The organism is Streptomyces hokutonensis (assembly GCF_000376565.1).
GTDB classification, from domain to species: domain Bacteria; phylum Actinomycetota; class Actinomycetes; order Streptomycetales; family Streptomycetaceae; genus Streptomyces; species Streptomyces hokutonensis.
Window position 1 is genome coordinate 80,723 of the sequence record NZ_BARG01000053.1, and the last position, 18,794, is coordinate 99,516.

14 protein-coding genes and 2 pseudogenes are annotated in these 18,794 nt (G+C 70.0%); 11 read left to right on the top strand and 5 right to left on the bottom strand.

The genetic code is table 11. The features are described from left to right. Positions 1-88: 88 nt before the first annotated feature. On the bottom strand, positions 89-1,315 hold the full coding sequence (locus tag SSP08S_RS32765) for an acyl-CoA dehydrogenase family protein (protein WP_019071894.1): 1,227 nt from the start codon (positions 1,313-1,315) through the stop codon (positions 89-91). A 124-nt stretch (positions 1,316-1,439) separates the two neighbouring features. On the opposite strand from SSP08S_RS32765, the gene fabG reads away from it, so the two are divergent. The 5 genes from fabG to SSP08S_RS32790 are packed head-to-tail and all read left to right on the top strand — an operon-like array spanning position 1,440 to position 6,914. Further along, positions 1,440-2,186, top strand: a complete 747-nt coding sequence (gene fabG / locus SSP08S_RS32770) for a 3-oxoacyl-ACP reductase FabG (protein WP_019071895.1) — start codon at positions 1,440-1,442, stop codon at positions 2,184-2,186. A 22-nt stretch (positions 2,187-2,208) separates the two neighbouring features. Next, positions 2,209-3,459, top strand: coding sequence for an acetyl-CoA C-acetyltransferase (locus SSP08S_RS56325; RefSeq protein WP_019071896.1), 1,251 nt, complete (start codon positions 2,209-2,211; stop codon positions 3,457-3,459). After that, the gene (locus SSP08S_RS32780; RefSeq protein WP_019071897.1) at positions 3,459-4,898 is read left to right on the top strand and encodes an OB-fold domain-containing protein; all 1,440 of its coding nucleotides are present in this window, start codon (positions 3,459-3,461) and stop codon (positions 4,896-4,898) included. The genes SSP08S_RS56325 and SSP08S_RS32780 overlap by 1 nt, the downstream gene beginning before the upstream one ends. Next, positions 4,895-6,103 (top strand): acetyl-CoA acetyltransferase, encoded by a 1,209-nt coding sequence (locus SSP08S_RS32785; protein ID WP_019071898.1) that lies wholly within the window; start codon positions 4,895-4,897, stop codon positions 6,101-6,103. Before SSP08S_RS32780 ends, SSP08S_RS32785 begins: the two co-directional genes overlap by 4 nt. Positions 6,104-6,119: 16 nt before the next feature. Beyond that, a complete protein-coding gene (locus tag SSP08S_RS32790; protein WP_019071899.1) occupies positions 6,120-6,914 on the top strand; it encodes an SDR family NAD(P)-dependent oxidoreductase in 795 nt (264 codons plus the stop codon). A gap of 211 nt (positions 6,915-7,125) precedes the next feature. Here SSP08S_RS32790 and SSP08S_RS32795 read toward each other — a convergent pair whose 3' ends face one another. After that, the gene (locus SSP08S_RS32795) at positions 7,126-9,822 is read right to left on the bottom strand and encodes an ABC transporter permease subunit (RefSeq protein WP_019071900.1); all 2,697 of its coding nucleotides are present in this window, start codon (positions 9,820-9,822) and stop codon (positions 7,126-7,128) included. A gap of 144 nt (positions 9,823-9,966) precedes the next feature. On the opposite strand from SSP08S_RS32795, the gene SSP08S_RS32800 reads away from it, so the two are divergent. Genes SSP08S_RS32800 through SSP08S_RS32815 form a run of 4 tightly spaced genes read left to right on the top strand, consistent with a single transcriptional unit; the run spans position 9,967 to position 14,705 of the window. Then, a complete protein-coding gene (locus tag SSP08S_RS32800; RefSeq protein ID WP_019071901.1) occupies positions 9,967-11,202 on the top strand; it encodes an ABC transporter substrate-binding protein in 1,236 nt (411 codons plus the stop codon). A 60-nt stretch (positions 11,203-11,262) separates the two neighbouring features. After that, positions 11,263-11,967, top strand: a complete 705-nt coding sequence (locus tag SSP08S_RS32805) for an ABC transporter ATP-binding protein (protein WP_019071902.1) — start codon at positions 11,263-11,265, stop codon at positions 11,965-11,967. A gap of 18 nt (positions 11,968-11,985) precedes the next feature. Continuing rightward, a complete protein-coding gene (locus SSP08S_RS32810) occupies positions 11,986-13,329 on the top strand; it encodes a phenylacetate--CoA ligase family protein (protein WP_019071903.1) in 1,344 nt (447 codons plus the stop codon). Further along, positions 13,326-14,705 carry an acyl-CoA reductase gene (locus SSP08S_RS32815; RefSeq protein WP_019071904.1) on the top strand — a complete coding sequence of 460 codons (1,380 nt, stop codon included), beginning with the start codon at positions 13,326-13,328 and terminating at the stop codon, positions 14,703-14,705. The genes SSP08S_RS32810 and SSP08S_RS32815 overlap by 4 nt, the downstream gene beginning before the upstream one ends. 397 nt (positions 14,706-15,102) lie before the next feature. On the opposite strand, the pseudogene SSP08S_RS59680 reads toward SSP08S_RS32815, so the two are convergent. Next, positions 15,103-15,691 (bottom strand): annotated as a pseudogene (locus SSP08S_RS59680) (IS3 family transposase); the annotation flags it as partial. Positions 15,692-15,790: 99 nt separating this feature from the next. Beyond that, the gene (locus SSP08S_RS32825) at positions 15,791-16,408 is read right to left on the bottom strand and encodes a TetR/AcrR family transcriptional regulator (RefSeq protein ID WP_026179029.1); all 618 of its coding nucleotides are present in this window, start codon (positions 16,406-16,408) and stop codon (positions 15,791-15,793) included. Positions 16,409-16,561: 153 nt separating this feature from the next. Here SSP08S_RS32825 and SSP08S_RS32830 point away from each other — a divergent pair, with 153 nt between their 5' ends. Beyond that, positions 16,562-17,539 carry a zinc-dependent alcohol dehydrogenase family protein gene (locus tag SSP08S_RS32830; RefSeq protein WP_019071907.1) on the top strand — a complete coding sequence of 326 codons (978 nt, stop codon included), beginning with the start codon at positions 16,562-16,564 and terminating at the stop codon, positions 17,537-17,539. Positions 17,540-17,680: 141 nt separating this feature from the next. Here the strand turns inward: SSP08S_RS32830 and SSP08S_RS63685 are convergent, their stop codons facing one another. Further along, positions 17,681-17,914, bottom strand: a complete 234-nt coding sequence (locus SSP08S_RS63685; protein ID WP_051106030.1) for a hypothetical protein — start codon at positions 17,912-17,914, stop codon at positions 17,681-17,683. Between SSP08S_RS63685 and SSP08S_RS56330 the strand changes: the two are divergent. After that, a pseudogene (locus SSP08S_RS56330) lies at positions 17,853-18,753 on the top strand (amidase). The gene SSP08S_RS63685 and the pseudogene SSP08S_RS56330 overlap by 62 nt on opposite strands. The last annotated feature ends 41 nt before the right edge of the window (positions 18,754-18,794 follow it).

Below are 18,794 nucleotides of genomic sequence, written 5' to 3' on the forward strand. Positions count from 1 at the left end.
CCTGAAGCGGCCTTGACCGGCCGCTGCCGAAGCAGCCGTAACTGGCAGTCCCTGAGCCGGCCGTCACCCGACCGCCCCCGGCCCCGCCTCAACCAGCCGTCGCCCTCGGCTCGCGCGGCAACCCCAGCACCCTCTCCGCGAGGATGTTCCGCTGCACCTGCGAGGTGCCCGCGTAGATCGTCCCGGAGCGGGCGATCAGGTACGTCGTCGACCAGGACGCCGAGGAGTTCGCGGCGCCGGGGTCATCGGTGCGATAGGTCCGCAACGGCGGGCGGCCTACCGGCACTTGGCCATGCAGGCCCATGATGTCCATCGCCAGATCGGTGACCTTCGTGTGGTACTCGCTCCAGAACAGCTTGGCGATCGACGACTCGGGGCCCGGCTCCGCGCCCTTGAGCCAGCCGGTGAGGATCCGGTAGCCGAGATACCTCATGATCTCGACCTTCGACCAGCACCAGGCGATCCGCTGCCGGATAACCGGGTCCTGGTCCTTGCCGTAGAGGCGGGCCAGTTCCACCAGGCGTTCCACCTCGGCCCGGAACAGGATCGGGTTGGTCGCCGCCTCCTCCCCGCGCTCCACGCCCAACAGGCTCTGGGCGACCGTCCAGCCGTTGTCGACGCCGCCCACGACGAGGTCGGCGCGGGTGCGGGCGCCGTTGAAGAAGACCTCGTTGAAGTGGAGTTGGCCGCTCATCATGCGGAACGGGCGTACCTCGACGCCGGGTTGGTCCAGCGGGACGAGGAGGAAGGAGATGCCGCGGTGCTTGGGCGCGGTGCGGTCCGTGCGGGCGAGGACGAAGATCCAGTCGCTGTGGTGAGCGCCGGACGTCCACACCTTCTGGCCGTCGATCACCCACTCGTCGCCCTCGCGGACCGCGCGCGTCGTCAACGAGGCCAGGTCCGAGCCCGCGTCGGGCTCCGAGTACCCCTGGCACCAAGTGTCCGTGCCGCTGAGGATGCGCGGCAGGAAATGGCTCCGCTGCTCGTCCGTGCCCCAGCGCAGCAGCGTGTTCGCCAGCATCTTCACGCCGAAGGTGTCCTGCGGCAGTCCGAACGGCACACCGGCCAGGGCCAGTTCCTCCATCAGGACCACCTGATGGAGCTTGGACAGACCGCGCCCGCCGTACCGCTCGGGCCAGGTGAGGGAGAGATAGCGGTGCTCGGCGAGCAGGCGCCGCCAGTCCCGGGCGAAGGCCCAGGCGGCCTCCTCGTCGAGGGCGCCGATGCCCTGCCAGTCCGGCGGCAGCGCCTCGGCGAGGAACCCCTTGACCTCGGTGCGGAACGTCTCGGTCTCCGTGGGATAGCTGATGTCCACCCGCGTGCTCTCCTCGCCCCGGCCTCGCTCGCCCAGCCGATCGCTGTATTGATTGTTTCAGCATAATAGGTTATCTATTTAGAAGGAATAGCGGAGGACGGCGTCGAGCCAAGGGCGGGCTGACATGGGACTGCTGGACGGCCGCAACGCGGTGATCACCGGCGGCGCGCAGGGCATCGGCTTCGAGATCGCCGGCGTACTCGGCGCCGCGGGCGCGTCCGTCGTCCTCGGCGACATCAACGAGGTCGCCGCCGCGGAAGCCGCCGAGCGCCTTGCCAAGAACGGCGTCGCCGCCACCTCGCTGCGCTGCGACGTCACCGACGAGGACGAGGTCGCCGCCCTGGTCACCCACTGCTCCGACACCTTCGGCCCGGTCGGCGTCATGGTCAACAACGCTGGGATCACCCGCGACGCGACCCTGCGCAAGATGGCCGTGTCCGACTTCCGCGCGGTCGTCGACGTCCATCTGACCGGGGCCTGGAACGGCACCCGGCACGCCGCCGAGGCGATGCGCGCGCACGGACGCGGCGGCAGCATCGTCAACATCTCGTCCATCGCCGGCAAGGTCGGCAACTTCGGCCAGACGAACTACAGCGCCGCCAAGGCCGGACTTGTCGGCCTCACCAAGGCCTCCGCCAAGGAACTCGCCAAGGCGGGCATCCGCGTCAACGCCGTACAGCCGGGCCTGATCCGCACCGCCATGACCGAGGCGATGCCGCCGGCCGCCTGGGACGCGAAGCTCGCCGAGATCCCCCTGGGCCGCGCCGGCGAACCCGCCGAGGTCGCCCAGGTCGTCCTCTTTCTCGCCTCCGACATGGCGAGCTACGTCACCGGAGCCGTGGTCGAGGTGACCGGCGGCCGGTACATGTGACCCCTCATGAAAGGCCTGGCCGATGCCCGCCCTCCTGCGTGACGCGGTGATCTGCGAACCCGTGCGTACCCCCGTCGGTGGCTACGGAGGCGTCTTCCGCGACGTACCGGCGACCGAGCTGGCCGCCGTCGTCGTACGCGCCGTACTGGACCGCACCGGAATCCCGCCCGCCGCCGTCGACGACGTGCTGCTGGGCCAGTGCTACCCCAACGGCGAGGCGCCGGCGATCGGCCGCGTGGCCGCCCTCGACGCCGGTCTGCCGGTGGAGGTGCCGGGACTGCAGATCGACCGCCGCTGCGGCTCCGGACTCCAGGCGATCATCACGGCGGCGATGCAGGTGCAGACCGGCGCGAGCGACCTCGTGCTGGCCGGGGGAGTGGAGTCCATGAGCCAGGCGGAGTTCTACACCACCGGCGTCCGCTTCGGCGTGCGTGGCGCGGGCACCACCCTGCACGACCGGCTGGCTCGCGGCCGGGTCACCTCGGGAGGCGTCAACCACCCTGTCCCCGGCGGGATGTTGGAGACCGCCGAGAACCTGCGGCGCGAGTACGCGATCCCCCGCGAGGAGCAGGACCGACTCGCCCTGCGCTCCCACGAGAAGGCGGTCGCCGCCCAGCGCGAGGGCCGCTTCACCGACGAGATCGTGCCGGTCACCGTACGGACGCGGAAGGGCGAGACGGTCGTCGACACCGACGAACACCCGCGCCCCGACTCGACGTTGGAGAAACTCGCGAGCCTGCGCCCCGTACTCGGACGGCAGGACCCCGAGGCGACCGTCACCGCGGGCAACGCCAGCGGACAGAACGACGGCGCCGCCCTCTGCGTCGTCACCCACCCCGAGCGCGCCGCCGAACTCGGCCTGCGCCCCCTGGCCCGCCTAGTCTCCTGGGCCGTGGTGGGCGTGCCGCCGGAGACGATGGGCATCGGCCCAGTACCCGCCACGGCCAAGGCACTTGACCGTGCGGGACTGAAACTCGCCGACATCGACCTGATCGAACTCAACGAGGCCTTCGCCGCCCAGGTGCTCGCCTGCACCCGCGAATGGGCCCTGACCGAGGCCGACTTCGAGCGGTTCAACGTCAACGGCTCCGGCATCTCGCTGGGCCACCCCGTCGGCGCCACCGGCGGCCGCATCCTCGCCACCCTGCTGCGCGAACTCGACCGCCGCCAGGCCCGCTACGGCCTGGAGACCATGTGCCTCGGCGGCGGCCAGGGCCTGGCCGCGGTCTTCGAACGGCCCACCCACACCACCGACGCCAAGGGAGGACGCTGATGCCCGGACTGATCGCATACGGCGCCTACGTGCCGTACCACCGCCTCGCCCGTGCGGACATCGCCGCCACCCTCGGGACGGCCCCGTCCCGGGGCACGCGCGCGGTCGCGGGCTACGACGAGGACACCACCTCGATGGCCGTCGAGGCGGCCCGGTCCGCCCTCGCCAGGGACGGACTGCGTACCCGCATCGGCCAGTTGTTCCTCGCCACCGCCGCGCCCGCCTACCTCGACAAAACGAACGCGACTGCCGTCCACGCGGCGCTCGGCCTCGACCCGCACGTCCTCGCCGCCGACATGGCGGGCTCCGTCCGCTCCGGCCTCGGCGCGCTTGTCACCGCGGCCCGTTCCCCAGTGCCGACCCTGGCGGTCCTGTCCGACCTGCGCACCGGTCTGCCCGGCGGCGGCGAGGAGAGCGCGGGCGGTGACGGCGCGGCGGCGTTCGCCTTCGGCGGCCACCGCAACGGAGCTCCCGTGCTCGCGGAGCTGCTCGCCCACGACACGGTCAGCGACGAGATCCTCGACCGCTGGCGGCTGCCCGGCGCGCCCGCCTCCCGCGTCTGGGAGGAGCGCTTCGCGGAGGAGATCTACGTGTCCCTCGCCGACAAGGCGCTGAGCGCCGCCCTCGACCAGGCGGGCCTGGACCGCGACGCCATCGACCACCTCATCGTCTCGGGCCTGCACGCGCGCGCGTGCGCGACGGTGCGTCGTACCTCAGGCGTACGGCCCGAGGCGGCGACCGCCGACCTCACCGCGCAGATCGGCAACGCCGGCACCGCGCAGCCAGGCCTGCTCCTCGCCGATGTCCTCGACCGGGCCGAACCCGGCCGGATCATCGCGCTCGTCGTCCTCGGCGACGGTGCCGGAGTCCTGCTCCTGCGCACCACCGACGCGCTCCCCGCACACCGTGCCGCCCGCCCGGTCGCCGCGCAGATCGCCGCGGGCGGCGCCCCCATGCCGTACGCCACGTACCTCTCCTGGCGCGGCCTCCTCGACCGCGAGCCGCCCCGCCGCCCGGACCCGGAGCCGCCCTACGCCCCGCCCGCGCACCGGCGCAACAGCTGGAAGTACGGCTTCGTCGCGTCCCGCTGCGAGAAGTGCGGGACCCGGCATCTGCCGCCGGACCGAGTGTGCGTGTCCTGCCGGAGCGTCGACGCCATGACCGATGAACCGATGGAGCACGTGCCCGGCACTGTCGCCACGTTCACGGTGGACCGGCTGGCCCACACACCGAGCCCGCCGATGCTCGTCGTGGTCGTCGACTACGACGGAGGTGGCCGCTTCCGCTGCCAGCTCACCGACGCCACCGAGGCCGACGCCGTCATCGGCGCCCGGGTCGAGATGACCTTCCGGCGCACGGTCACCGCCGCCGGCGTCCACAACTACTTCTGGAAGGCCCGGCCGTTGCGCACGGGTGAGACCGAGGGGACAGGCGCATGAGCTCGCACGGAATCCGGGACCGGGTCGCGATTGTCGGCATGGGCTGCACGCCCTTCGGCGAACACTGGGGCCGTTCGGCGGACGATCTGCTGGTCGACGCGGTGGGCGAGGCGGTCACCTCGGCCGGCATCACGCTCGACGACATCGACGCGTTCTGGCTCGGCACCCAGGCGTCCGGAGTCTCCGGGCTGACCCTCAGCCGCCCCCTCCACCTGCCGTACAAGCCGGTCACCCGCCTGGAGAACATGTGCGCGACCGGCTCCGAGGCGCTGCGCAACGCCTGTTACGCGGTCGCCTCCGGCGCCTACGACGTGGCGATGGCCGTCGGCGTGGAGAAGCTCAAGGACTCCGGCATGTCCGGGCTCTCGGGTACCTCGATGCCGGGTGCGGGCGACGACAGCCGCGGCGAGATCACGGCCCCGGCGAACTTCTCCCTCCTCGCCCCCGCCTATGCCGCCAAGTACGGCCTGGCGGAAGAGGAGTTGAAGGACGTCATCACCCGCATCGCCTGGAAGAACCACGTCAACGGCGCCCGCAACCCCCGTGCCCAGTTCCGCAAGGAGGTGCCGCTTGAGCGCATCCGGTCGGCGCCGATCGTCGCGGGCATGCTCGGCGTGTTCGACTGCTCGGGAGTCTCCGACGGTTCGGCGGCGGCGATCGTCGTACGTGCCGAGGACGCCTACCGCTACACCGACAAGCCGATCTTCGTGAAGGCGCTGTCCTTCGTCGCAGGCCCGGCGGACGGACTCCTCGACCCCGACTACGACTTCACCACCTTCCCTGAGGTTGTCGTCTCCGCCCAGGAGGCCTACCGGCAGGCGGGCATCACCGACCCGCGCGCGGAACTCGCCCTCGCAGAGGTCCATGACTGCTTCACACCAACGGAGTTGGTGCTGATGGAGGACCTGGGCTTCTCCGCACGGGGACAGGCTTGGAAGGACGTCACCAGCGGCGCCTTCGACCTGGACGGCGCACTGCCGGTCAACCCGGACGGCGGCCTGAAGGCTTTCGGGCACCCCATCGGCGCCTCCGGGCTGCGCATGACGTTCGAGGCCTGGATCCAACTGCGGGGCGAGGCACCGCCCGAGCGGACGGTCGCGTCCGTGGCCGAGGGGCGCACCCTCGCCCTCACCCACAACCTCGGCGGCGGCCCCGGCGAATGCGTCTCCTTCGTCTCCGTCGTCGGCAGCGAACTCACCGACTGAGAAGGGTGGTTGAGTCATGGGACGACTCGACGACAGGATCGCGATCGTCACCGGGGCCGCATCCGGCATCGGCGCCGCCACCGCCCGCCGCCTGGCAGCCGAGGGCGCCCACACGGTCGTAGCGGATCTGAACCTGGACGGCGCCAAGGCGGTCACGGAGGAGATCCGGGCCGCTGGCGGATCCGCCACCGCGGTCCCGGTCGACCTCGGTGACATCGACTCCGTACGGGCCATGGTGGCCACGGCGGTCGACACGTACGGCGGCCTCGACGTCCTGCACAACAACGCGGCGGCCACCCACCTCGCGGCCCGCCAGGACCTCGCCGTCCTGGAGGCCGACCCGGCGGTCTGGGACGACACCATGCGGATCAACCTGCGCGGCACCATGATCGCCATCCAGGCCGCCGTCCCGCACATGATCGCCCGCGGCGCCGGCTCAATCATCAACACCTCGTCCGGCGCCGGACTCGCGGGCGACCTGCGCAATCCCGCGTACGGCGCCTCGAAGGCCGCCCTCATCAACCTCACGCAGTACGTCGCCACCCAGTACGGCAAGCAGGGCGTGCGCTGCAACGCCATCGCCCCGGGGTTCATCGTCACACCGGCGAGCGCCGGTTCGGCGCACGGGGCGATCCGGGAGAAGATGCTCCGCCATCACCTCACCCCGCGCCTCGGCAAGCCGGAGGACGTCGCCTCGGCCGTCGTCTTCCTCGCCTCCGACGAGTCCGCCTTCATCACCGGGCACACCCTGCGCGTCGACGGGGGACTGCTGTCCCACGCGCCCTACGTGGCGGATCTGCGCGAGGCGTGACGTAGGCCCGCCGGGGTGGACCTTCGAGAATCGGCGTGCGTGTGTTCCCTCCAACCGGCTGTCGGAGTAGGCCAGTTCGCCGAGCGGATCGCGGCCTGAGACGTCGCGCCTGGTCGCGTCGTGCCGCCGGGTTGTCCCGGCCCGCGTGGCGGCGGACGGCAGGCCCGGGCCGAGGCGTATGTCATCGCCTCGGCCCAGGTGCCGTCCGCTCTCAGGCTGTCGTCTCCGGCTCCAAGTCGCCCAAGTAGGCCGCCCGGACCGTCGGATCGCGGCGCACCTCGTCCGGGGTGCCGGCGCAGATCCGGCGGCCGAAGTCCAGCACCACGACCTGGTCGCAGACGCTCATCACCATGTCGACGTCGTGCTCGACGAGCAGCACCCCCATACCCCAGTCCTCGGCCAGCCGTCGCACGAGCTGGGCCAACTCCCGTGTCTCGTCGTCCGACAGCCCCGCCGCCGGTTCGTCCAGCAGCAGCACGGACGGCGAGGTCGCCACCGCCCGCGCTATCGCCAGCAACCGCCGTTCCCCGTACGACAGGTCTCCCACCGGCCGGTCCAGACTGTCCTGGAGTCCGAACTCCCTTACCGCGACGAATACTTGGGCGGGCAGCGGGCGGCTGCCTGGCCGGACCAGGTCGGTGAGCCAGGTCCATCGGCCCGGTCGCTCGCAGGCGGCGTAGAGGTTGTCCAGGACCGTCATGTCCTCGAACAGCTCCAGCGACTGGAAGGACCTGCTCAGCCCGGCCCCGGCCCGCCGGTGCACCGGCACCCGGGTCACATCCCACTCACCCAGGCGAACACTGCCGGACGCGGCCCGGGTGAAGCCGGTGACGGCGTCGATCGCGGAGGTCTTGCCGGCGCCGTTGGGGCCGATGAGGCCCACCACCCGGCCCGGTTCGACGTCCATCGAGAGTCCGTCGACGGCGACGACACCGCCGTAGCGGACGGTGAGTTCGCGCACCTGCAGGGGGAGCGGTGCGGCGCGCGGTACGTCCGGCAGGGGAGCCGTGTCCTTCTCGGGCACGACGGTGGCGCGCTGCGGGCGCAGCTTTCGCTCAAGTCCCCTTGCCTGCCTGCCGAGTTCCTTGCCGATACCGTCCTGGTTGCCCACCAGGGTCAGCACCAGGACGATCCCGCCGATCAGCGGCATCCACTCGCTCAGCCCGGGCAGCATCAGGTCCCCGAACCGGGCGCCGACCGTGCCCGCGGCGAAGGTGGCGCCGAACAACGGGCCGACGAGGAAGCCGACACCGCCGATGACGGCGAGCCCGAGCGCGGTGACGGAGTCGAAGCTCGCGAAGTCGGAGAACACTACTGACGTCGAGCGGAAGCCGGTGAGCACTCCGGCGAGTGCGGCGATGGCCGAGGACAGACCGAAGGCGTAGAGCTTGGCCGCGCGGACGTCGATACCGAGGGCGGCGGCGGCCCGTTCGTTGGCCCGTACGGCGATGAGCCGGCGGCCGGTGCGGCTGCGGCGGACGTTGGCGACCACGAGCGTGGCGGCCACGAACAGGACGAGTACCACGGCGGCGTAGCGCTGCGGATGGTCGACGCCGGAGATGCTGATGCCGAAGAGAGTCTGGTTGCCGACCGCGATGCCGTCGCTGCCGGGAGTCGTCGACAGGTCGGTGTTCTGGAAGACCATCGCCTCCAGGGTGGTGCCGAGCCCGAGCGTGATGATCGCGAGATTGACCCCGCGCGTGCGCACGGCCGGGAGCGCGAACAGCAGGCCGATCGGTACGGTCCCCAACACGCCTGCGAGCAGGGCGAGTTCGAAGGGCCAGCCCCAGTCCGCCGCCGCGTGCCCGGCGATGAAGGCGCCGGTCCCGGCGAGGGCGTAGGCCGCGAGCGAGACCTGGCCCGCGTAGCCGGTGACCACGATGATCGACAGGATGATGAGGGAGAGCACCAGGGTGCTGGTGATCGCGTCGGCCCACAGCGGGGTGGACAGGCTCACCAGCACCAGCCCGATTACCACGGCGAGCGCGAGCGGGACGCGGCGCACCCTGCCGGTGCCCAGGGCCGGGAGGCGGTCGAGGAATGTTCCGCGCAGCGGCAGCGCCCGGCCGCGCGCGACCAGCACCAGGGCGATGAAGAGGAACGGCACCGACGAGGCGAGTCCGGTGACGCCCGAGCCGAAGCGCGTCAGTTCGGACTGCGCGACCCCGATGATCAGACCGCCCGCCAGGGTGATCGGGAACGACGAGAACCTGCCGACCAGGGCGGCGGCCAGCGCGCTCAGCAGCAGCGTGGTCAGCCCGGTCACCGACAGACCGATCACCGGGACGATCAGGATGGCGGTGAGCCCCGCGAGCGCGGAGCCCAGTGCCCAGTTGCCGGCGGCGATCAGGTCCGGGGACCAGCCGAGCGAGGCGGCGATGCCCTCGTTCTCGGCGACCGCGGTCGTGCCCAGGCCGAACAGGGTGCGCTTGTAGAGGAGATGAAGTACTGCGGTCACGGCGAGCGCGATGCCGAGCAGCCAGACGCGGTCCTCGGAGACCGTCGCCCCGGCGATCGTCAGCAGCCGGGTGGGCAGCTTGCCCGGCACCAACTGCAGGCTGTCGCCGTAGCGTTTGACGGCGATCGCGGTGAGCACGATGAACACCGCGAGGGTGCCGACCAGTCGGGCCAGGGTGGACGCCCTGCGCAGCGGGCGGATCACCAACAGGTGGGTGAGCACGCCCAGTACGGCGGCGGTGAGTACGCCGCACGCGGTGGCGGGCCAGTACGGCACGCCGTGGTTGACGGCTAGTTCCCACTGGACGTAGGCACCGGCCATCCCGATCGCGCCGTGCGCGAAGTTCAGGACGCCGGAGCCCCGGTAGACCAGCACGATGCCGTGCGCGGTGAGCGCGTAGAGGGCGCCGAGCCCCAGGCCGAGCAGGGCGAAACGCAGGACGTCGTCCATCCGAGGAACCTCCCAGATGCGGGACGAGACAGTGTATTCATTTAAATAATTGTGCCGAGAGTACTTCACTAACCTCAAAACGCACCCCATGCTGTTCGGCATCTCGACGTCGCCCACTTTGGGCGCGAGCCCCGCGGAGGGACCATGAACGACTCACGCCGACGCAGAAGCGTCGCGGCCGGCTGTCTCACGGCGACCGGAGCCCTGCTCCTGGCAGGGTGCGGGGGAGAGGCGGCAAGCAGTTCGGCCGAGACCTCCTCGCTGAAGGGCACACCGGTCAAGGTGATGGTCTGGGCGCCGGAGAACACCCAGGGCAGCGCCCAGCCGGGTATCCACCTCACCGCCACCGCCTACGAGAAGTGGATCAACGCCAACGGCGGGATCAAGGGCGGACCTCTCAAGGTCGAGTTCTGCAACGAGAAGGGCGACCCGGACGAGGCCGAGAAGTGTGCCCAGCAGGCCGTCGCCGACAAGGTGGCCGCGGTCGTCGGCTCCTACAGCCTCGCCGGGGACCGCTACATGCCCGTCCTGCAGAAGGCCGGCATCCCGTACATCGGCGGGACCGGCGTCTCCGCCGCGGAGTTCTCCAACCCGCTGTCCTTCCCGGTCAACGGCGGCACCCCGGTCGTGTTCGCCGCCCACGGCCGCCAACTGGTGGAGCAGGGCTGCAAGAAGATCACCGGCGTACGGTACGACGTGGCCGCCGCGGCCGTGGTCTCGCAGTTCCTCACCCTCGGCGTGGTCTCCGCCGGAGGAGCGCCGCCCAAGGACCTCAAGGTGCCGCTCACCGCCACCGACCTCGCCCCCCAGGTCGCCGCGACGAAGGGCAGCGACTGCGTGAGCGTCATCATGGGCACCGCCTCCGGCCTGTTCGTGAAGTCGTACGTGCAGTCCGGTGACAAGACCAAGCTCGCCAGCGTCGTCGGCAACCTCACTCCGCAGCTGGCCGCGAGCACCGGCGGCAGCGGCAGCCCGCTGGAGGGTGCCGCGATCACCGGCTACTACCCGCCGACCTCCGACGCCGTCTGGAAGGACTTCGTCGCGGCGGCCAAGGGCAAGGACATCGACACCACCAACGGCGCCAACGCCACGACCTGGGTGGCCTTCAAGGTCTTCACCGAGGCCGCCAAGAAGCTGCCGACGATCTCGGCCGAGGCGCTGGTGAAGGAGCTGAACACCACCTCCGGCATCGACACCGGAGGCCTGACCCCGCCCCTGAACTGGAAGGCGTCGACGGCCCTGCCGATCAAGGGACTCGACCGGATCCACAACACGACCGCCACCGAACTCACCATCCGCGACGGCAAGATCGAATGGGCGAAGGCCGGGTCGACCTTCGTCGATGTACGCAAGGAGCTGACAGCCGCGTCGCACGGCTGAGCCCGTTTCGGTACGGCCGACTCCGCCGCCCCCGGCCGACTCCGGTTGAGGAGAGACCTCGTGCACGACACAGATGTGCCCCTGATAGCGACCCGCGCCCTGTCCGCCGGATACGGCACCCGACCCGTCGTGAGCGACCTCGACCTGGAGGTCCGGCCGGGCGAGGTCGTCGCCCTGCTCGGCCCCAACGGCGCGGGCAAGACCACCACCCTCAGGGCGCTGTCCGGCGACCTGACCCCGATGAGCGGCGAGGTTCGCTGGCTGGGCACCCCCAGCCACGCGCCCCTGCACCGCCGCGCCCGCGAGGGCCTCGCCTACGTCGGTGAACGCGCGGTGTTCACCCGCCTCGACACCACCGACAACCTACGGGTCGGGCGCGTGCCCCCCGACCGGGCCGTAGCCCTCTTCCCCGAACTGGAGAAACGCCTCAGGACCGGCGCGGGCATGCTGTCCGGCGGCGAGCAGCAGATGCTGTCGCTGGCACGCGCCCTGTGCCGTACCCCACGGCTCCTCCTGGCCGACGAACTCTCCCTGGGCCTCGCCCCGTTGGTCGTCGACCGTCTCCTGCGCGCCGTCCGCGAGGCGGCCGACCAGGGCCTGGGCGCACTGCTGGTCGAACAGCACGTGCGCAAGGTGCTCGACATCGCCGACCGCGTCTACGTCCTGCGCCGGGGCCGGGTCGTCATGACCGGCACCCCGAAGGAACTGCGCGGAGACCTCGACGCCATCGAGTCCTCCTATCTCGCGAACAACCCGACGTCATGACTGATGGAGGTGGTTGCCGTGCCCAGCGCACGTGAGCAGATCCGAGCCCTCGTCCGGTCCGGTGACACATTCGACCAACCCGCCCGGGAACTCCGGGAGTTGCAGCTCGAAGCAGCGCGCGAGGCCTTCGCCGCGCACCGCGAGCGCATCCCGCTGCTGCGCACCCGAGCGGCGGAGAGCGGCGTCCACGGGATCGAGAACCCCGACGACCTCGTCCCCCTGCTGTTCTCCCACACCAGCTACAAGTCGTACCCCCTCTCCCTCATCACCGGCGGCCGGTGGGACCGGCTCCTGCGCTGGTACACGACGGTGTCGGTGGTCGAGCCGGGCGACGTCGACGTCGAGGGCGTGACCGACATCGACGAATGGGCGGACCGTGTCACCGCCGCCGGCCATCGCCCGTACATCACCAGCGGCACCTCGGGAAAGGTCTCCTTCCTCAACTGCGACGCGAGCGACCTGAGTTTCCTGCACGACATCCTGGAGAACCTCACCTGCTGGCCCGACCCGCTGCCGCCCGAGCCCACTCGCCGCGGCTATCTCCTGGCACCGGCGAGCGGTCCGATGCGCTCGATCGACGGCTACCGCTGGCACGCGGACGTCTTCGCACGGCCCGGACGGACACGGTTGCTCACCGAGGACCCCATGCGGGTCTCGGAGTTGATGAGCAGCGCCCTGCTGCGCCGCCGGATGGCGGAGGGCACCGCGACCCCACAGGAGATCAGCTCCTTCGAGGCCGCGTCAGGGGCCCGAGAGGCCGAACTCGGCGCGGCTGTCGCCCAGATCGTCGACGACATCGCCGCCCACCGGACCGAGCCTCTCCTGATCGCCGGCATGAACAACCAGCAGTTCACCCTGATCCAGGCACTTCGGGCCCAGGGTGTACCCGACGGAAGCCTCCACCCGGACACGCTGGTCCTCAGCGGCGGCGGCAACAAGAACGGGGTCCTGCCCGACGACTACCAGCAGCAGTTCGCCGCCTTCTACGACGGTGTACGGCGGGTGCGCAGCTACGGCATGACGGAACTTCAGGGCTCTTGCCTGGCCTGCGAGTCGGGCAACTACCACGTGCCGCCGTGGGTGATCCCGCTGGTCCTGGACGAGCCGGGCGAGAAGCTGCTCAACACCGAACAGGGAGTGGTGGAGGGCCGGTTCGCCTTCCTGGACGTATCCCTGGAGGGCCGCTGGGGCGGGTTGATCAGCGGAGACCGGGTCCTCGTCGACTTCTCGCCCTGCGCCTGCGACCGACCGGGACCGGTCGTCCTGCCGGACATCCGGCGCTACGGCGACCTGGGCGGCGAGGACAAGATCACCTGCGCCGCGACACTCGACTCCTATGTGCGGGGGATGATCCACGGATGAGCACCACGACCGACACCGAGGTCGTGCACGTGGTGCGCGGCGAGGTCGACCACGGCTCACCCGTCGCGTACGGCCGCGCCGGTTCCGCCTTCACCGCACCGGCACTCGACCTGGACCGCCTCGTCTGGCCGCGTACCGAACCCGGCCCCGCCTTCCACGTGCCCATCGCCGAGATCGTCGACCTGCTGGTGGAGACCGGCGAGGCACTCAAGGCGGACCGCGAGGGCCTGCTCGCCGAGGCCCTCGACCGCATGGTCGGGGTCGGCCCGCTGCCCGCGGAGGTCCTCGAACGCGCCTACGCCGTGCTGTGGCGCAGCTTCCAACGGCCGGGCCTGTACGCCCAGATCGACCACGAACTCGGCGGATCGGACGTGCTCGACGGCTGGCGCGAGGTACGCCTGCCCGACAACCGGACCGCGGCCACCCGCGCGTTCCCACCGCGCCTGGTGCACGTCATCGCCGGCAACGCCCCCGGCGTCGCCGCGATGTCCGTCGTGCGCGGCGCCCTCACCAAGGGCGTCAACCTGCTGAAGCTGCCCTCGAACGACCTGTTCACCGCGACCGCGATCCTGCGCACGATGGCGGCGGTGGCCCCCGGTCACCCCGTGGTCCGCTCGTTCTCCGCGGTGTACTGGCGCGGCGGCGACGAGACGGTGGAGAGCGTGCTGTTCCGCCCCCAGTTCTTCGACAAACTGGTCGCCTGGGGCGGTGAGTCCACGATTCGCGGCGCACTGCGGTACGTCGGTCCGGGCTTCGAACTCGTCTCCTTCGACCCCAAGACGTCCATCTCGCTCATCGGCCGCGAGGCGTTCGAGACCCCCGAGACCCTCGCCCGAGCCGCTGAAGCGGGTGCCGCCGACGCCACGTTCTTCAACCAACAGGCGTGTGTGGCAAGCCGCTTCCAGTTCGTCGAGGGCTCGTGGGAGGACGCCGACCGCTACGCCGCCCTGCTGTGCGAACGCCTGGGCGTGGCAAGGGAGTTCAGCTCGGCCGACGGCCCACGGGTCACCACGGCACTGCGCGAGGAGATCGACGTCCTGCGGTCCATGACGCCCGATTACCGGGTGTGGGGCGGCTACGACGGCCGGGGCCTGGTGATCCGCTCGCCCGAACCGGTCGACTTCCACCCCGACGGAAAGATCGTCGACGTCGTCCCCGTCGCCGAGCTGACAGAAGCGGTCGCCCACGCCGGAGTCGCCACACAGACGGTCGGCGTGTACCCGGACAGCCGGAAGGCGGAACTGCGCGACGCCCTCGCCTGCGCCGGAGTCCAGCGCGTGGTCTCCCTCGGCAGGGCGGGCGGAATGCCGCCGGGCCTCTCCCACGACGGCTTCTACCCGCTGCAACGGCTCATGCGATGGGTAAACGACGAGTGAGAGGGTTTTGTCTGCTGGCGACAAAGGAGTGGATGTTTACTTATCTGACCGAACCGGAGAGGGACTCGTGGACGCGGGCAGTGATACGCGAAGCGGGTGGAACGAGGAGACCTTCTTGAAGTTGTCTACCTGGGGGCACTGACCCGCGGTGATGTCACTGCATGGGGCTCTGGCCTGGGCTGATTCGTCCTTTTGGGCCTTTCAAGCTCGCGTCCGGTTACGCGGTTGATTCTCTCCACGCGCTCCCCAGAGCTGCTCGTACTCCCCAGATTCTCCCCAGTGAACCGCTCCGCAATTGGGTCTGATGTAGGTTCGAGTGACAGGTTGACCTGCCCCACGGTTTGGGTTCCAGCTGGGGTGGCTGACTGGCTGCGTGGATGGTGTCTTGTGCGGAGAGTAGTTCGTACTCGATGGGGGTGCGACAGCCCAGTGCTGAATGTCGTCTCTGGCAGTTGTAGAAGATCTCGATGAACTCGAAGATCGCGTTGGCCAGTTCGACCCGGGTCTTCCAGCGCTTGCGGTTGAGCAGCTCGATCTGCATCGAGGACCAGAACGACTCCATCATCGCGTTGTCCAGGCCGTCCCCGACGGTGCCGAACGACGGCAGGAGGCCGGCGGAGCGGATCCGTTCCCCGAAGACCCAGGACGTGAACTGGGTGCCGTGATCGGCGTGAACGATCCCGCCCGGCTTGGGGCGGCGGTTGCGGATGGCCATGTCCAGTGCGTTGACCACGAGGGTGGAGTCCTGCCGTGAGTCGATGGACCAGCCCAGGATCCTGCGGCTGAATGCGTCCAGGACCGCCGCGCAGTAGACTCGCTCGACGGCGTTCCCGTCGCCGCCCGTTGTCGATGTCGTCCTGCCGCAGCCACTTAGACAACGTGACGGGATGGATGCCGAGCTCCACCGCCGTCTGCTTGGCCTGCTTGCCGGCGCGGACAAGCGCGATGGCACGCGCCCGGAACTCCGGAGGATAGGGACGAGGCATGACTGCCAGCCTTCCGTGAAGGGCTGTCAGTTAGCCACTAGAACTGGAACCCGAGATGTGGGTCAGGTCAAGATGTCACCCGATCGTGCGGCAGACCCCTCAGGGCGAGTGACGCTCCCGATACCGGGACGTGAGCGGGAGCCCGGTGAACGCCTGGTGCGCTGCCGCGTCCAGCGTGTCGCGGTCGATACCGGCCTTGGCCATGATGTCAAAGCCACGGGTGAGACTGATGACCAGGCCGCCGATGGTCATCGGGTCCGCCGACGGTTCGATGTCACCACTTCGCTGGGCCGCCTCCGCACACGCGGCGACCAAACACTGCTGGCCAAGAAGCGTGTCCCGAATGATGGGCGCGGCTTTCGCGTCCCGTGCGCCGACCTCGTGCGCGAATTGGCCGGCCATGCAGCCCTTGAGCTCGGCATCGTCCAGCACCGAGTGCGCACTGCCCACCAGGAACTCGCGGAGTCGGTCGACGGCGGACTCGTCCGGGCCCGCCAGAAACCGCTCCAGCGCAGGTAGACCCTGTTCGGCATAGGTCGTGAGCGCGCGGAGGAACAGCGGATGCTTGCCGCTGAACGACGCGTAGAGGCTCCCGCGCCCCAGACCCGTCGCGGCCGAGAGGTCGTCGAGCGTGGTCCCCGCGTACCCCGTGAGCCGGAACTGCCGCATCGCCGCGTCGAGCACGGTCTGCTCATCAAAACTCCGTGGCCTGGCCATCTGCACAGTGTAGGCCATAGTGACGAAGCGGTACAGAACTCGGAGCCGCCGCTACTACGGGTTATTGACGTTCCAGTACAGAATTGATTAGCTTCGACCGCAGGGCGGCCGCCGTACGCCCCTTCCTTCCCTCCCAGAACTCGTGGAGTCACCGTGAAAGCCGTACAGATCACCGCGTTCGGCAGCCCTGACGACGTGCTCACCGTCACCGACCTGCCGGACCCGCCGGAGCCCGTCGGGGACGAGGTCGTCGTCGCTGTGGAGTACTCGCCAGTCAACATGCACGACCTCGCCTTCGTCGGCGGTCTCTTTTTCGAACCGCCACTGCCCGCGGTCCCCGGCAACGAAGGCGTCGGACGCGTCGTAGCCACCGGACCGGACGTGACGGGTGTCGCGCGCGGCGACCGCGTGGTCCTGCCCCTCCTCAGCGGCGCCTGGCGCGAGTTGGTCACGGTCCCGGCCGCCGGACTCACCGCCCTGCCGGAAGGTGACGTGCGGCAGTACGCCATGCTCGCCAGCAATCCCCCGACCGCAGGGCTGATCCTGGACGAGTTCGTCCCGCTCCGGCCGGGCGACTGGGTGGCACAGAACGCGGCGAACGGCGGCGTCGGGCGCGCCCTGATCGCGTTCGCGCGGGCCCGGGGTGTACGAACCGTCAATCTCGTCCGGAGCCCCGAGGCGGTCGAGGAACTGAAGACCGCCGGCGCCGACATCGTCGTCGTCGACGGGCCGGACGCCGCCGAGGAGATCCGGTCGCTGATCGGCCAGGGCCGGGTGCGGCTCGCGGCCGCGGCGGTCGGCGGACAGGCCGCCACGACACTGCTGCGGCTTCTGGAGCCCGGCGGCACCGTGGTGGATTACGGGAGCTACGGAATCGACGTCGATCCACAGGACGCGGTGGTCACCGACCGCGGGATCACCGTAACGAAGTTCTTCGTTGGCGCCTTCGACCGCGCGACCAAGCTCGTACCGCTCGTCGACGAAGCGGTGTCATTGGTCCGGTTCGGCGCGCTCGCCATGCCCGTGGCAGCCGTCTACCCACTGGCCGAGGTACGCGAGGCGGCGGTACACACACTCCGCGGCGGAAAGGTTCTCCTGCGTGTCGGTGACGCGACGACGACGCAAGCGTAAGCGGCCCGTCAGAGCGGAAGATCAGGTGGGGGAAGAGACCACCGAGTCGGTAAGTACCGAGGGCGGTTCGACTCCGATTTCCCGAAGAAGCCCTGCTACGTCGCGGTCGAGCTGAACGCCTACCTCGGCGACTTCCTGAATTCAGATGCCACCGAAAACCGTACTGGGCTGGTCGATCATGAAGATCGCCATGTCGGAGTCATCGCCGCTGATCAGGATCCGCAGAGATGCGTACACCTCGGAGACCTGTGCGTACGCCTCCGCGACGGGGGGCGGTTCGAGTGGCGGGGAGTCCACGTCGATCGCCACCGGCATGTCACCGCTCGGACTCGCGACGGACCTGTCCATCTCGATCCGCGGGCCGGCCGCCGACACGGGTGTGGTGTCCTTCAAGCCGTCGCACGGGCGCGTCCCGATGACGGGCATCTGGCCACGGGCGCCGCGCCGTGACTGGCACGCGGGCCCGCACCATCCGCGACCTCGCCCTCGCCTACTCGCTCCTGGCAGGACCTGACGGGGCCGACGGCTACGCCACGACCCCGCCCGAGTTCGACACCGGCCTGGGCGCCGACCCCGACCGGCCTCTGCGGGTGGGCTGGCTGGTCGACTCGGGACTCGGCCCGACGGATCCGGAGATCGCGGCGACCGTACGGGAGGCCGCCGACGCCCTGCGGACGACGGGAGCCGAGGTCGACGCGGTGAGCATCCCGGCCCTTGAGCGGGACAACCCTCTCGACCTCTGGAACAAGCTGAGCCTCCTGGAGGTGAAACCCGCCTTCCAGGAGATCACCGCGGGCGATGAAGACCAGATGTTCACGTACTCCAAGTTCGTGGAAAGCCTCCCCGACACATCGATGGAGGACTACGTCCGGGCTGAACAGGGTGTCGGGCGGCTCCGGGACAGCTTCGCTGAGTACTTCCACTCGTACGACCTCCTTCTGCTCCCGGTGACGACGATCCCCACCCACGAGCACCAGCTCGGGGACTTCACCCTCAACGGCCAGACTGTGGGCGCCTTCCACGTGTCGTCGACGACCGTCCCGTTCAACCTGACGGGACTCCCGGCCCTGTCCGTGCGATTCGGCACGAGCAGCGACGGCATGCCGATCGCCGTGCAGCTGGCGAGCAAGTGGTATGCGGAGTCGACGATCTTGCACAGCGCCTCACTCCTGGAGGCCCTCAGCCCGGTCCGTGATCAACACCCCACCATCTGAAACCCTCTCCGCACGGCGAGCCCCCACCGCTCAGTGTCACG